The organism is Pseudoalteromonas sp. SWN166, assembly GCF_015864485.1.
Taxonomy (GTDB): Bacteria; Pseudomonadota; Gammaproteobacteria; order Enterobacterales; family Alteromonadaceae; genus Pseudoalteromonas.
Genome location: NZ_JADYXB010000014.1, coordinates 74,431 through 89,516, shown reverse-complemented (window position 1 = coordinate 89,516; position 15,086 = coordinate 74,431). Strand labels below are relative to the sequence as shown.

The 15,086-nt window shown below is 36.7% G+C and carries 14 protein-coding genes and 2 pseudogenes; 7 read left to right on the top strand and 9 right to left on the bottom strand.

From position 1 onward, the window contains the following. The first annotated feature begins 126 nt into the window (after window positions 1-126). The 4 genes from I6F49_RS10640 to I6F49_RS10625 all read left to right on the top strand — a co-directional run bounded on the left by I6F49_RS10640 (window position 127) and on the right by I6F49_RS10625 (window position 3,306). Complete coding sequence (locus I6F49_RS10640; protein WP_197180366.1) at window positions 127-1,569, top strand: capsule assembly Wzi family protein; 1,443 nt, start codon at window positions 127-129, stop codon at window positions 1,567-1,569. A 723-nt stretch (window positions 1,570-2,292) separates the two neighbouring features. Beyond that, window positions 2,293-2,547, top strand: coding sequence for a type II toxin-antitoxin system Phd/YefM family antitoxin (locus tag I6F49_RS10635; protein ID WP_197180364.1), 255 nt, complete (start codon window positions 2,293-2,295; stop codon window positions 2,545-2,547). After that, window positions 2,537-2,821, top strand: coding sequence for a type II toxin-antitoxin system RelE family toxin (locus I6F49_RS10630; protein ID WP_197180362.1), 285 nt, complete (start codon window positions 2,537-2,539; stop codon window positions 2,819-2,821). The genes I6F49_RS10635 and I6F49_RS10630 overlap by 11 nt, the downstream gene beginning before the upstream one ends. A 305-nt stretch (window positions 2,822-3,126) precedes the next feature. After that, complete coding sequence (locus I6F49_RS10625) at window positions 3,127-3,306, top strand: hypothetical protein (RefSeq protein WP_197180360.1); 180 nt, start codon at window positions 3,127-3,129, stop codon at window positions 3,304-3,306. A gap of 188 nt (window positions 3,307-3,494) precedes the next feature. Here I6F49_RS10625 and I6F49_RS10620 read toward each other — a convergent pair whose 3' ends face one another. Beyond that, window positions 3,495-4,319 carry a hypothetical protein gene (locus I6F49_RS10620; RefSeq protein ID WP_197180358.1) on the bottom strand — a complete coding sequence of 275 codons (825 nt, stop codon included), beginning with the start codon at window positions 4,317-4,319 and terminating at the stop codon, window positions 3,495-3,497. 1,118 nt (window positions 4,320-5,437) lie between these two features. Here I6F49_RS10620 and I6F49_RS10615 point away from each other — a divergent pair. Beyond that, window positions 5,438-5,881 (top strand): antitoxin Xre/MbcA/ParS toxin-binding domain-containing protein, encoded by a 444-nt coding sequence (locus I6F49_RS10615; RefSeq protein ID WP_197180356.1) that lies wholly within the window; start codon window positions 5,438-5,440, stop codon window positions 5,879-5,881. A gap of 370 nt (window positions 5,882-6,251) precedes the next feature. Here I6F49_RS10615 and I6F49_RS10610 read toward each other — a convergent pair whose 3' ends face one another. The 3 genes from I6F49_RS10610 to I6F49_RS10600 are packed head-to-tail and all read right to left on the bottom strand — an operon-like array spanning window position 6,252 to window position 7,691. Next, a complete protein-coding gene (locus I6F49_RS10610; RefSeq protein ID WP_197180354.1) occupies window positions 6,252-7,055 on the bottom strand; it encodes a hypothetical protein in 804 nt (267 codons plus the stop codon). Window positions 7,056-7,064: 9 nt separating this feature from the next. After that, entirely contained in the window at window positions 7,065-7,412 is a 348-nt protein-coding gene (locus I6F49_RS10605; RefSeq protein WP_197180352.1) for a LexA family protein, read from the bottom strand. Between the two features lie 12 nt (window positions 7,413-7,424). Next, window positions 7,425-7,691, bottom strand: coding sequence for a helix-turn-helix domain-containing protein (locus I6F49_RS10600; protein ID WP_331461451.1), 267 nt, complete (start codon window positions 7,689-7,691; stop codon window positions 7,425-7,427). A gap of 465 nt (window positions 7,692-8,156) precedes the next feature. Here I6F49_RS10600 and I6F49_RS10595 point away from each other — a divergent pair. Further along, a pseudogene (locus I6F49_RS10595) lies at window positions 8,157-8,357 on the top strand (transposase); the annotation flags it as partial. 2 nt (window positions 8,358-8,359) lie between these two features. Here I6F49_RS10595 and I6F49_RS10590 read toward each other — a convergent pair. The 5 genes and pseudogenes from I6F49_RS10590 to abiEi all read right to left on the bottom strand — a co-directional run bounded on the left by I6F49_RS10590 (window position 8,360) and on the right by abiEi (window position 12,288). Then, entirely contained in the window at window positions 8,360-9,745 is a 1,386-nt protein-coding gene (locus I6F49_RS10590) for a Fic family protein (RefSeq protein ID WP_197180348.1), read from the bottom strand. Between the two features lie 489 nt (window positions 9,746-10,234). After that, window positions 10,235-10,375: a hypothetical protein gene (locus tag I6F49_RS10585; protein WP_197180346.1), complete on the bottom strand. Its 141-nt coding sequence runs from the start codon at window positions 10,373-10,375 to the stop codon at window positions 10,235-10,237. A gap of 39 nt (window positions 10,376-10,414) precedes the next feature. Then, window positions 10,415-10,627: pseudogene (locus tag I6F49_RS20640) on the bottom strand (IS4 family transposase); the annotation flags it as partial. A 208-nt stretch (window positions 10,628-10,835) separates the two neighbouring features. Then, on the bottom strand, window positions 10,836-11,759 hold the full coding sequence (locus I6F49_RS10575) for a nucleotidyl transferase AbiEii/AbiGii toxin family protein (protein ID WP_197180342.1): 924 nt from the start codon (window positions 11,757-11,759) through the stop codon (window positions 10,836-10,838). Then, the gene (gene abiEi / locus I6F49_RS10570) at window positions 11,749-12,288 is read right to left on the bottom strand and encodes a type IV toxin-antitoxin system AbiEi family antitoxin (protein WP_197180340.1); all 540 of its coding nucleotides are present in this window, start codon (window positions 12,286-12,288) and stop codon (window positions 11,749-11,751) included. The genes I6F49_RS10575 and abiEi overlap by 11 nt, the downstream gene beginning before the upstream one ends. A 2,196-nt stretch (window positions 12,289-14,484) precedes the next feature. Here abiEi and I6F49_RS10565 point away from each other — a divergent pair. Beyond that, the gene (locus tag I6F49_RS10565) at window positions 14,485-14,964 is read left to right on the top strand and encodes a hypothetical protein (protein WP_197180338.1); all 480 of its coding nucleotides are present in this window, start codon (window positions 14,485-14,487) and stop codon (window positions 14,962-14,964) included. Window positions 14,965-15,086: the final 122 nt, after the last annotated feature.

Below are 15,086 nucleotides of genomic sequence, written 5' to 3'. Positions count from 1 at the left end.
CCTGCGAATGATAGCTGACACCTATATTCCCACTAATATATCGCTTTTTTCTTCCTTACTTAGGCGTTTATTGCTAACCTCGCGTTAACGTTTTTACTTAAACAAATTTTTGCTAACGGAATAATTATGCTCAAAAAAATATCACTGTTTATCGGGATGGCAATCAGTGCAAATGCTGTTGCTAAAGGTGGCGTGTCACCTTATTTACCTTTAAATCAAGCCCCAGAACTTGAGCACCAAGTACAACGACTTTTAGCCGTAAGTAAAAATACACATATTATGAGTAAGCCTTATAAAGCTCACGATATTTATAGAGTGCTACAATCAGTAAGGCATACTTACCCAGAACTATATCAAACACTTTCGTACCAACTTAGTCCTTACATTCAAAGCGATGCGGGGACATTTGCAAAAGTAACACTTGCTGCTGGCACAAAAGATAAAACACTGCCTAACCAACGCGGGCAAACCACTAAAACCAATTTAATTGTTGAAGGTGGTGCTTACGCTAACTTCGGGCGTTACTTTGGTGTGAGTGTTGCGGGCATAGTCAACGAAGACGAAATATTACCTACACAAAGCTTTTTTTACCTTGGTAATAAATACGCGCAGTTAGATGTAGGTTACCGCGAACATTGGTACTCACCATTTAACGACAGTGCCATGTTATTAAGTACACAAGCTAAAACAACGCCTTCTATAACGCTTAGTAATGTAGAGCCAATAACCAGCTTTAATATTCGTTACGATATATTTATTAGTAAAATGACAGAGCAACGTGGAATTCTTGAAAGCACTAAGCAGACAGGCGTTATTCGCGAGTACAAACCAGGTAAGCCTTACTTATTTGGTTTACATACGAGTTTTGCTGCAACCGATAATTTAACAATAGGCTTAAGCCGCTTAATGCAGTTTGGCGGAGGCCCGCGTAGTGTTACTTTAAAAGACTTTGCAGAAGGTTTTTTTACCCCTGGCAGTAAAGATAATATAACTCGCTCTGATGCGAATGAAGTTGATGCAGATTTTGAGCTTGGCGATCAGTTAGGCTCAATTACTTTTGCGTATAACAATAGTATTTATGCACTACCTTATGAGTTATACGGTGAAGTAGCACTCGAAGATACATTGGGTGGCTCTCGCAATAATGCATATAGCTTTGGTATTTATTTACCTTTTATTGCTAACAACCACAGCTTACGTTTTGAGCACAGTAACTGGCAAAAAGGTTGGTACGCAAATAGTATATATCAAGATGGTAACCGTAATTCAGGCAATGTAATTGGCCACTGGGCGGGTGATGAGCACGACTACACGGATTACACTCCTGCTAAAACTATGAGCGTAAACTGGCATTGGCAATTAAGTAAAATAGAAAGCTTAAATACCACTATTCGTATGCTTGAAAATAAAACCGAAGGCTATAAAACAAGTTACGAACTGCAAACGGCATACACACGTAAGTTGAGTAAACCAATAATGGGCGCAAAAAGTTGGGGAGCTGAGCTGTATCAAGGAAAGGATGTATACGGCGAAACGTTTGCTCGTTTGGGAGTTTTTGCTAACTTTTAGTTTATTTAAAATATAAAAATCGGTGCAGAATTAACGGCATCGATTTTTATAACCTAATATGTGAATTTACTAGTCGTTCAAATAATCTCGCTTTATCCAAACAAAATATAACCCCTCCATTTAGAGTTTAATTACTGCCAAATATTTTTCTCGCGGCGAAATACTATGTGTTTGCTATTTAAAACTTGGTACCACAAATACTGAGCAAAAGTAATTTCTAAGGTCACTATATAGGCAACCTTGCACTTTTAATCAAGAGTTCCTGCTATTAGCACTTTCCACTGCCCTTCGCCACAACCACTATGTAGCAAGGCTTTGCGCGATCTCACTTCTGCAATGAGGCATGAAAAAGTCTGAATTTGGCTATTTTAGACGCTTTCACCTCGCAAAATGCTGAGATAAAAAAGTGTGAAAATGTATTTTTAATATCCCAACGTATCAAATAACGCATATAAAAAAGATACTCACAGTGTCTGAATATGGCTATTTTATAGGGGGATTACCGTGGGAGTCCCTTTCAAAGTCGTATTGCCAGTAGGTGGAGGGGGATATGTAGTGGTTTAGTCGAAGAGTACGAAACTGAAAAAGATTTATACTCTAGTTCTGAATTTAGTATCTCGTTAGAGGGATGGACAAAAAGACCTTTTAAAAGGTCTTTTTATTTGACTTTCTTAATTTTGAGACCAATAATCAGTGCTCTTATTAAGTCATTAGGTTAAATGTATGCAAACTATTAGACCCATTTTAGCTGATAACTCTACAAGTATCAGCGAGCTAAAAAAGAACCCTATGGCAGTGGTTGAGCAAGGCGATGGTTTCCCTGTTGCCGTATTAAATAGAAATCAACCTGTGTTTTACTGTATTCCTGCTGATGCGTATGAAATTATGATGGATAAATTGGAAGATATTGAACTTGCAGCATTGGTTATCTCGCGTGAAGGCCAATCTGAAATTGAGGTCAACATAGATGATCTTTAAGCTTGTTTTTAAACAAGAAGCTAAAAGAGAGTGGGATAAGCTTGACTCAACAATTAAGGCACAGTTCAAAAGAAAACTTCTTGAAAGACTAGAAAGTCCTAGAGTTGAATCTTCAAGATTAAGTGGTATGAAAAATTGCTATAAAATAAAATTGCGGAGCGCCGGCTACAGATTAGTTTATCAAGTGCGTGATAGTGAAGTATTAGTCTCTGTAGTTGCCGTTGGTAAACGAGATCGTAACCAGGTCTATAAAATAGCGATTAAGCGAATATAAATAATATTGCTGACACTAAATTTTACTTTTTGATAGTTCCCGTTATTAGAAGAAAACCCTCCCCTCCCCGACAGCCCTTACACAGAAAGGGTTTTAGCTCGATTTAGCGTTTATCATGAGACATAAAAACGTCTGAATTTGGCTATTTGAGACACTTCCACCTCGCAAAAGTCTGAGATAAAAACGTGTAAAAATGCACTTTTTTATTATGTGATAAACGCTTTTTTCACCTGATTTAAGGCTACTTTACGTATTAAATGACAACCAGTGAGTAGATTTGGCGCTCTTAAGTCAGCGGTTTTATCGTGGCTTCACGCGTAACCGATGAAATAGTGAATACTCGCTTTCTAACAGGCGGAGCGCTGACCCCAGTATTGGCTGCAAAGCTACGCAAAATATTTAATATAGGTGGACAGTTATTGTTTAATCTAGAAGCACAAGCCAATGTGCAAAAAGCACGTGAACTATGGCTAGTTAATGCGTAATAAAACAGTAAAGCCCGCAATATTGCGGGCTTTTTAAACAACGACTGTTTGCTTTGAATTAATGGCAAAGCTATTTTATTTTAAGGATCCCAAGTCTATATAGGTCTGCAAACTATATGATATTGACATCCCCAATACACATACAATGCTTTCTCGTATCTACTCATTTTTTTCCTTTTGTGACTTTGCTAAAAATCAATTAAGGAATTGACGGAATCTATCTCTGTCTTAAATTGCTCATACGTCTTTTGGCTTGAGAACGCTTTATTTTGCTCAGCCTCATAACGTTCAAGCGCTCTTTTATACGTTAGCTCAGCATTCCATAAAATAATATTTTTTTCTTCCACGAGAGCGTGAACTATTAACCACGCAACTGCATCCTCTTGGGTTACTGCAAACGTTCTGAATGGCCTTCCGTGATACTGATATAGATATGAGAAACATATTGAAAACCCAGCTACAGTTGGCTCGTGAACAGCAATTATGCTTGTGGATGTATGTAATTCTTTATACATATTACTTGGCATAGATGGTGAAGATTCTATAGGCATAGTTACATGAATACGCTTCCGTATAGACGCCATATGAGGTTTGATGACTCTTTTACCAGAAAAGTACCACGGTTTTTTAACGAAACGTTGATACATATCTAGTTGCCTGAGCAACGTATCATATTTATCAAACCCTAATGTTAGCGCCAACAGGTAGCCTAATTTTGATAGACTGAAGTTTTGCCCACACTCAGATAAGTTACTCTGAAATCGATGTAAAAATTGCGAAGTACGCAGTGGATCGCAGTCAAAACACAGATACGGGGCTGAAGGGTCTCTTTCTACTTCATTTAGCGACTTAGCAAATGATAATAAAAATTTCTCACCTTTAATTGTAATACCTTGCGCCTTTATCTGATAAAGCATGCACTTGGCTACATTAAATCGACGGTTTTCTTTTACATCTATAGGTGTTTTAAGTGTTGGAAAAGGAGTTATATCAATACTTTTTGGAGTTGACATAGTAAGTGCCTTGTTTAAGTTTAAGCTTAAAATAACTAGCGAGACTGTTCTGTATCTAACTTAAGCTTTTTACTTAACAAGATCTAAATATCCATGACTTACCATCCCAAGGATATGGGTCAGAACATAGGCTGTGCACTGCTGTTTTTTTCAAGACTTATAATACACAAGTGTCAATAACTCTTTGAAATAATACGACACTTTCAATAACGTTTCAATTAACTTCTTAAACTGAAAAGCTCTTATCACGATAAAGTCATTTAAAATTAAATTGTTAGCGCAAACAGCTTTTTTATCCTCCACCTCCCGCTCTAGAAAGTCTAAGTGCAATTTAAGCCGTTTTACTTGGGTTCTGAGCTAGCACGTTACTTTCTAATGCTGGCATAATGATTTCCCTTTTAGTTTGTTAACTACAAACATAATCCCATTGCGGTGTATTTTCACTTCAATACGAAGAATCAAATAAAGATATAGCTTTTCGCTATTAGGAAAAATAGCCATGCTGGATGACCTCAGATGAAACTAGTCCAGTCTGCATTATTTTGTCTGGTAATTCATCACTCACAGTTTAGACAATGTATTTCGCAGTTAGGCTCGAAACTCGTCATGAGTTAAAATTCGATCAAATAAAAGTCTAAGGAATGATGCAAACGAAGTAGGAGAAATATTAAGTATACTATCCAACGAGATTACTTCGTTCTGAGCACCGGTTTACTCGACAGTGTTAAATAAAGCTTTAGTCTGTACATATTAAATTTGTACTAAAAATTTTCAAAGTTATAGTTTAATATGAAGTTTAATATGAAGTTTAATATACTCATCAGGAGATAATTTATGAACGTAATACAAATAGCCACTTTATTAGTTTTAGCTATGTCTGTAGTGACTCTCGTCACTGGTTTATACGCCCTTAAAAATAGTAAAAGATAGTGTTCTTTTATCTAATTAACAATGTTTTCCAGCTTTGATAACGTATAAGTCGACATACGTATTTCGTGTTCCAAAACCGTATGTGATTCAGAATATTAGTAATTACATTGCTATATTATTTTGCTCACGGCTATGCGGGTTAGCTGCGCATGCTAAAGGTAGTTGTCATTAATTATAGAGAGTTACTAATGAGTACGGTACAAAATAAAAGTACAAGGCACGACTTTCTCAATGTCGTCACACTTGGTAAATTAAATACACACTCAAACCCTATGACTGAAATAGCCATAGTTAAAGTAGGCTTAACAACAGCCGGTTTGCGTACTTTTTCTACTTTAATACAATGGGAATTGAGTACTTTAGCAAAAGTGTTGGGCACAACTGAGCGAACTTTGTTATGTAACAAAGATAAGCCCTTAAATAAACAGATCAGTGAGAATGCGATAGAAGTGGCACGATTATCAAACTTTGGAACTGCATATTTCGGCAGTATCGATAATTGGAATACATGGTTATACACACCCAATATTCAATTTGATAATCAACCTGCGCGAGCAATAATGAACAGTATCCGTGGCCGTGAATTAATACGCAGAGTCATTAGCGGGCTACAGCATGGATTTACAGCGTAATAGTCGTTTATCGGATAGGCGCTAAGCAATATAACAACCCCTGTAATTGTCTTTCAGTATTGAACGCCATAGTGCTAAACCCGTTGCCTTGCTGATTATACCGTCTCTACACAACAATCGAGTATGCTTGAAAAGGCTTCTGTTTTTCATTTAAGCCGCATATATTCATATGTAAACCTAATTTCTCAGCTGTTTTTAATCACGCAACTGCTTTGGTATCCCTCCGAAAAATAATAGAAGCCAAATATAGAATTTTCTCTTCATGCGTCCATATTCAACATTCGCTCTTCTTCATCTGATAGCTTACAAAAAAATTTTATGGAATCGGGGCGGAAGTAATTCAGTATGCGTTTGAGTATTTTCATAAAAATCAATTACTTTTCACGCAAACCTTTAGTTTCTTATCGCACATAAAGCCTATGCCACAGTCAAGATCAAATGTGCACTGACCTTTAAATTCAAAATTTGGGTTATAACTATCAAATCTTTTTGGTACGGGTTGTATTTGAGGGGAGCCAAATTCATTTGCTGGAACAAGGCATTGCCCTGTATTGCTCATTGGTTGCTTTACGCATAACGCATTTGTAGAGCAATCATAATCAGAAGTGCAAGAGCCAAGCTTAACTTGTTTTTTACTTGGGGTTTGAACTGGTAGTGGTATGTATGATGGAGGGGTTGAGTTTGTTAGGGTTTTACCATACTCACCAAGTGCGGCTCCTATAGCAAGCCCAATAAGAGCGCCTTTTTCGCTGCTAATAGCGTCTCGTTTTGCTCTTTCAATTTGGGTTTGCCTGTCTCTTTCTTGAAAAGCCAGCCTCATTTCTATCAGCCCTTTTCCATATGGGACGTCTATAGCTTGCTGGTCTGCCGTTCCGGTGTATTCAATTTTGTAATTGAACGGGCCAGGCTTACCACAGAGTATTATAGGGTCAGGCGTCGTAATGGTATAGCCGCTAGGCCACTTTGCTACAACGCCTCTTATTTTTAGGCACCCATTTTCATTTAGATGTTTTGCGTTCCAGTTGTACGGAAGTATGTAAGGAATACCTTCCCAGTAATTATCAGAACCAATCTCAGTGATCCTTGCTCCTGGAACGTTAGAATGCCAAGTTACAGTTGTTTGTGGAGCAGAACAGCCAAATAATAATGCAGTTAATAAAAATCCCTTTTTCATATTACACCTTTAAAAATCTTGTATCACTTGCTTTACCACGCCAATAATAGTGCAGTTTCCTTTAATGGACAAGGTTGGGTAGCTGTTATTAAAGGGCTTTAAATATTTGGCCCCGCCATCTATTACTAGCTGTTTTAGCGTAGCCTCTTCACTGTCGTTTAACATTGCTACTACCACTTTGCCATGCTCAGCACCAAGGCAAAGATCCACTATAATTACCGAGCCTTCGGGAATTGATTTGCCGCCGTTAAAGCTGGTCATACTATCTCCCTTAACAGGCAGAGCAAATGCCTCGCCGCTTACGTTGGCTGTGTGCTGATAAAAATTAGTGCCACTAGTTTGTTGCAGTACTTCCATGTCGATCTCTTTTCATTTACCCACCTGTACCCATGATATTAAAGACGCTTTGCCCCTTAAGCTTAGCCCAAGCTCTAATTCCACATTGCCTTCCGGCACCCCTGCGCCTGACTCTAGCCACCAGGCATTGCATCTTAGTGCTTTAGATAGCTTTAATAAATTTTCACTTGATGGAATTACTTGGCCTGTCTGCCAGTGACTAACAGAGGATCGACTAGTCCCTAGCTGTCTAACAAGCTCACTACCTTTTATTCCAAGTTGGTTCATTCGTGAAATCAAGCGTTCTAAAAGCTCATAGTGCCTCGCGCATAAAGTTTAGTTATCTATACATTATGTTTAAATTGAGCATCTTTTTGTTAAGCAATGACTTTGTACAATAAGCTATACAAACGTTACAAACCAAGGAGCGCTTATGAAAACTCAAGACGCAATTGATTACTTTAAAACTAAGGCATGTAATGGTCTAATGAAACTGATTGGTTTATTAGACCATTACATATCAGCTTATTTAGTAAAATTTTTGTGAAACTTAAATCTAAAGGGTTAACCTTGTAGAGCGTTTGTTTATCGTTATTTTGTTTATCCTTAATACAGAAGTTAAACCTTAGTTCACTAAGAGCAATACCATCCCCCAGTGTTGCACCACGAGCAAACTTGTGTGCTTTTCCAGGAGGGTGTAACTAATTTTGTGTAACTGCCTATCATAATTTACTCTATCAAGAGTTTAAGGATTAGGCGATGAACATGAATAAAGAAGAACTCGAAGCGTTTGCTAAAGAAGCGGCTAAAAGTATTAAAACACCTGACGATTTAAATCAATTTAGCCAAATGTTAAAAAAAATAACGGTTGAAGCGGCACTTAATGCAGAAATGGATGAGCATTTAGGCTATCAAAAACATAGTAAATCTACGTACACCAATAGCCGAAATAGTAATTTAACTCGTAGCTAAGGAGTTAAATTACCATCATCTAATTGAGCCAATTGCTCATTTAATCGCTCAAGGTGAGTTTCGTCACTATCGGCAAATTCTTTGTACTTGCTTACTAATTTGTTGAGTTTAGTATTTGGCACCTGAAAGAAATCGATATTTCTCTGAATGTCATCTGAGATCTTTTTTAAGCTAATCTCAAGCATTTTCTTATCATTCCCTCTAGGAAAAATATTAAATACAGGCTTAGAGTCGGTAAGCTTTATGTAATAGCGCATACTACGGCCACCAGAGACTGAGGGGGCAATGATACCCTTACCAACCATATCTTTAAGGTCACGAGTAGCGGTTGCTGGGGAGCAGCCTGTCATATTCTGGTATCGCTCTGAGTTGATACCGTTTCTGATTAAACCACTCTCACCGAACTCAAAAAACTTATTCACTACTTTATGCTGACGCTTATTCAAATCAGTATCTTTGTGATGATCCCAGAAGATAGATTTTTTCAGAATGAAATCTATCTTGTTTTTAGAATCTACCTGAGCCTGTTTCGTTATTTCAACAAACCACTTAACCCATTCACTCAAATCAACCGATGGATTTATACGAGAGCTTTCAGCAAGTTTTTTATAGTATTCATCACGATTTTCATTGATGGGTGTTGAGATACTAAATAATGGCGGTATATCAAAATCCTGAAACAAAGCATGCTCAGAAATAGCACGAGCTATACGTCCATTTCCGTCATTAAAAGGATGTATTGATGTAAACCACATGTGTGCTACTGCAGAACGCACAGGCCCGGGAATATAAACGACATCTTCATCAGCATTTAATGGGGACGTTGTATTGTACCACTCAACAAAAGCAGCCATTTCAGCCTCAACTATTTCACCCGGAGGTCCCTTGAAAACGACTTCTTCATAATCACCGTGACCAGAAACTATATCAACAGAACCATCACGATATTCACCTACCTTTATATCTCGTTTTCCACAATACTCTTCTTGCCCGGTAAGTAATAATTTATGCCAGTCACAAATCATTTCTTTGGATAAGTTATTGGCAAAGTTGCTCCGTACATCAACCAATAAGGATGCAATACCATTTTCTTTATGGAATATACCTTTAGGTTGTGACAAGTCTAAATCAAGATAACGTGCAACAGAGGAGCGAACTTCTTCACGGTTTAGGTTTTCACCCTCTATTTTGCTCGTGTTGATAGCTTCTTCAACCATAAGATAAATATAAGCCTCAGACTTATTATTTTGCTCGAGCTGAGACACTTGACCTTGAAGATTAGAGGATATTTGGATGTATTCATTGATGACCTTGCTCAGTCTGTCAGACTGATATGTAAAATTTGGCCAATCAGGATGTTGCCAGTTATATTTTAAATACATAATTTCACACCTCCTTTATTCTAATCATATTACCACTTATTTTGATGACATTAAAACCACCATTCTCATTAATACGATATTACCATCACTTTAACCATATTTTTGATGAGAATAAACCATCTATTCTCATCACTTTTTCAATATATTCTTAATGGGATCTCAGAAACTGCCCATTAATCATAAAGATTGCAGTTTTCTGAAGTAATGGATGAGCAACCGTTAAGAAGTCCATTCACCTAGTCCATCAGCAAGTGCGCACTCTTACGACTTTGATCACCGATTTTTGCAGCTAACAGAGCTGCCCCTTTTTAAAATTTAATTGCCTGTCTAGAAGTCGTATAAAAGATCACACTGATGCTAATACTAATCATTGGTTAAGGCTTATGTTCAGCCTCTGTTGTTAATACTGGTTAACATAGCCTGCGAATCAACAATTGATTTTTCTTAAATCACACAGGCTACTTATAGGTTATTAAATTATAATACCTATTAACTTTTAAATTTCGTACTTGCGGCGTTTTCTATCGTTAGCGGTGCCAAAGTTTTCATCTTTTCTGCACCAACGATGTGTGCACCCAAACCAATAGTACGCTCTGTTTCTGCATCGACCATAAGGACGGTGTGCGCCAACCCCTCTTTAGAAGAGCTTTGTTTATATGCGCCAGTATGTCAGAGCTCTTTAGTCACATTGAGTCGGTAACACAATGTCGATGTATCTTCTAACGCAAGGATTGTGTTTGACTGCGTTATTGCCAGTAACAGCGAATTCAAACCGGCGGTAGCGATGTTATCAGCGTCAACTTTATTATTGAGAAGAAAGCGATATGCGCCTTCAATAGAGACCTGTGAGTCAGATGCTTTCACAATAGAACTTCCTGTGTTGCTCGCCCACCGACTTAATGTTGGACTTTAATCCTGTTTCAGATCACTTCCCCCCGATATAAGTAAGCGCGCATTTAAGCAGTGCGCTTACAAATAGACAATACACATTAAATTTGCACTAACAATAAAACCTTTCAACATGATGGTTTAATATGACATAACTTAAAATGCTATATAACTCATCGGACGAGGATTTATGGAGGGATTTCTAGAGCCGAAATTCAGTACGGTGATCCATCTGCATGCTCAATTCCTTTTTCGCAGACGAGAGTAATCCGACTAAATTTGATATCAAAAACTCACGGAACTTGTCTTTGCCTAACGTTCGATCATATGCCTCTTGGCTTAAAAATCGCTTCATTTCTTGATCGAAATCGCGTCCATTTACAATGCCTTCAATTGATGCAATTCTCGTATCAAGCAGCTCAATAAACCCCTCTATTTTATAATCGCTCACTTTCTTCTCAATGAGCTCCTTATTGATCGTAGCCCCTTGCTGTTGTAACCACATAAGATCCCAAATATCACGATGCCTAACATACCTTTGAGTCGCTGGAAGTGAGATAATTTTATCTGCCATTATCTCTTCTAATGACTCAACATAAATAAGTGTATCTTTATAACCATCCGGTAAAAACGCATAATTTTGTTTCAGGGGCAGTGGTACTTTTGTGTGAGCCGGAATATTAGCAATTTCAATTTTAATCCTCTGCTTCGCAATACTTTTGTGCTCTGGCGCAGTGACTATTGCTATTTGCCATTTATCAATTCTTAAATCGGTATATTTAGGATCTTTTTTAAGCGACTGAGGCTCCTTAACCGTTATTTCAAACCCATATCTGTCACCAATATACTCTTCGATTACCTCTTTCATTTTTGATAATGTCTTGCTGTTGAAATCATAGCCCCCTGCGAAATCGAGGTCTTCACTGTAGCGATTAGAACCGTAACATAACCTTAAACTCGTCCCGCCTTGAAATACAATATCATCCAGTATACCTGCTCGATCGAGCGCAAATAAAATATCGTAATGAAGTAGCTCTTTTTCGATTACAGGCTTATTACCTGAGCCGGCATTTTCTTCCAATGCCCTTTCAACTAAAAAATTAAAACTCTCTCGTTTAGTCATCATGCATTGCTTCCATATCAATTAAATGGGTATTTCTGCCAACCCGATTTAAATCCCTCAGTGCAGCAGCCTTTGATGCTACTCTTAAAGGCCTATCAGTCTGATTAATGTAAGGAAGAATATCCCTAACTGCACGCTTAGTATGCGTAAACTCAATAACGCCATAAGGTGTTTTATATTCACCTTTCGTTCCCGTAGTCATAAGCGTTAGCCTGTCAATTGGGATTTGAGAAATTACACCGTACGCTGATAGCGCGGACTCTAAACTCACATAATTATATTCTCCACGTCTTAATGCCGTTGCAATCAAGTCCAACGTATTAGATGTATTTTTATATCTAGATAAAGCATATACATAAACGCCCCTAGCCACTCTCTCCAAAATACCGCTCTTAACAAGGCGAGCAAGGCTTTCGTTTAGTGAGCGCGGAGAATCTTCATGAAAAATTTTAGATAAATCACGATGCAAAAAGACGTAGCGCCCTTTTCTGTCTAATTCATTCAATCTTTGAATTGCGAGTTCTTGCTTCACAGTTAAGCGCCTACTTATCACATTTATAAGCAGTATAACTAACCACATAGTACAAATCAAAATTTCAAGTGAGTAGTTACAACGTGTTTAGGCAGCATAACTAAACACTTAAAGCGCGTGATGGCCCTATTTAGTAGAAATTAAAAAATTATCGAAGATGAAATGTAATATTAGGCAGACAAAAGCAACCAGCTCGTTCATTATTTACACTAAAAAACCACTATAAACGGTAATCCCCCCATTTTTAATGGAGGTTATCTATAGAATTTCTGTTGTTTAACTTTTCCAGTTTTTGTATGAGTGTGAGTTCTAATACGAGAACCTTTAAACCAGCCAAATTAATTGGCGCTAGATACAAGTCAATATTTCTGGTTATTTCATGCTGGATGTAACCTAACCACCTACTTAACATAATAATAGCTATCGTAAATTGGGGTTTACGAGAGCTATTTTTATACGTTATTAGTACTACTTACATGCTTACAGCCACACTCAAAGGCCGAAAAAATGACGAAACTTAAAGGTGCGAAAATTTTCGCGCGAAAAGTACGGAAATTGGAAATTTTCAGCTGAACAGGTGTTCATATTTGAGACTATTATCAATTTACGGAGAAATAGCTAAAAGCATAAAAACCCCTAAATAGTGCGATAATAAGGGGTTGCTTGAATAAATGGGCGTTCATGTTTGAGACTGTTTAGAACTTGCGAAGAAAAAGTTAAAAACTTAAAGGTACGAAAAATTTCGCGAAAAAACTTGTGAAAAAGCATACAGATTGGCGCTATTTTAGCTGAACAGGCGTTCATTCTCTGCTTCGTATTTTTTCGTTAAACAACTATTTTAAAAATTAGAACATCAATGCTAGCGTACATCGTTATATGCTTTAGTTATATGAACTACGTCTTTCTTGAATAAATACTTATTCAGTCACGCTCCCTTCCTGCATCAACATTAAAACGCATAAATAGCCTTATTTATCACCTCAGAACCCACTTAAAACACAAAATCAATTAAAAAACATAAAAATAATCTTTGTTTAAAAAAATTAAAATTTAACCAATTGAAATTACAGCATGCTTTTTAGGGTGCTCTAATTTTTTTATATGTCAAAAAATTATGTTTACGATTCGACTTGTACCTAATCTAAAACTTATAATTAATAAAACAATAAAAGCCTAACAAAAAGTAACCAACTGAATTAAAAGTCCTTTTTAAAAGTCAAATTTTAGAGAGTGTTAAATAGGGTGCTCTATTTCTGGAACTCATCAAAAATCTATTAATTTGCGAAAAACCTATAATTTGAATTCGTTTAGATGGGGAGATATTCATTTTTGAGATTATCTTAAATTTATGAATAAAACTCAGAACTTAAAGTCGCGGAAATAGCGGAAAAATTGAAAGTTTATTAGCTGAACAGGCGTTCATTCTCTGCTTCATATTTTTTCGTTAAGCAAGTATTTTAAAAATCAGAATACAATACTAACGTTCATCGTTATATGCTTTAGTTATACGAACTACGTATTCCTTAAATAAATACTTGTTCAGTCACTCACCCTTCCAACGTCCACATTAAAACGTACAAACAGCCTTACTTATCACCTGAAAATCCACTTAAAATATAAAATCAATAAAAAAAACATGAAAAAAGCTTTTTTTTTGAAAAAAAATAAAACTTTAACTCATTGAAATTAAACAGCATTTAAAAGAGAGAAATTACAGCATGCTTTTTGGGGTTCTCTAATTTTTTTATATATCAAAAATAATGTTTACGATTCGACTTGTACCTATGGAGCTATTTATTCCCTTGCTTGATCCTAACGAAGTAACTTTTGTTACTTCGACTTCGATTATGTAGGCCTTATTAGCATGACTAAATGACCACTGCAGTGAAACAAAATCTTTACGCTGCTTTGATATATGGAGAAGCTAATTATGAAATATAGACAGAAATCGATTCCACTTTTAAAGATAAAGCTAATAACTCACCCGCTACTGAGTAAATTTGCAAAAAGTGATGCTGTGCAATTGAAAGCAAATCGGAGCTTCAAAGAATTACCAATTGAGGTAATACAAACGTTAATCGATTTAAATCCTTTGAAGTGCACTTTTCTATTTTAGTGAAGCCAGAGCAATATTAATAAATAACAAAATGAACATATCGCTAATTGTAAAATTGAATTATATAGGAAGCTATTGTTGTGCCAAAGATTAAAAAACTACCTTTAAACGTACTTGAATTGCAACAACACCCAACGCTGACTGCTTTGCTATCAGACGATAGGATTACGCAGAAAAAACTACTCGACATTCAGTATCTTTCAATTAAAGAACTTCAGTGTGTCCTTGATTCCTGTCCTATACCTGTGCTGAAGACTGAAAATGAAGGACAGTTCTTTGTATTAGCCGTTATACCTCTAATTAAAGTTATTCTCAGTCATGATGCAGCATATAAGTTAATTGCATCACTCATTATTTATGATGAAGCTGAGCCAATAATTTCTACCCTTGCGCTAATAAAGCCGGCACTACTTGCACCTGAATTCAGATCTTTACCGCAGCAATTACACAGCCGGCATAACAACGCTAAGTCACTTAATTTAGCGGTACCCAGTAAAAAACAGCTTAGTCATTTAGCTCAAGTATCTCCGTCAAGCATTAGAGGTGATAAATGTATCTGATAAAAACTGAATTCATTAACAGAATTTTTTGAATAAATACCATGGGATTTATTCATATTTTTAAGCGTCACTAGTGTGCTGAGGTAGCCCTACTATTGAGCTTTGAAGCTAACCGACTCTAA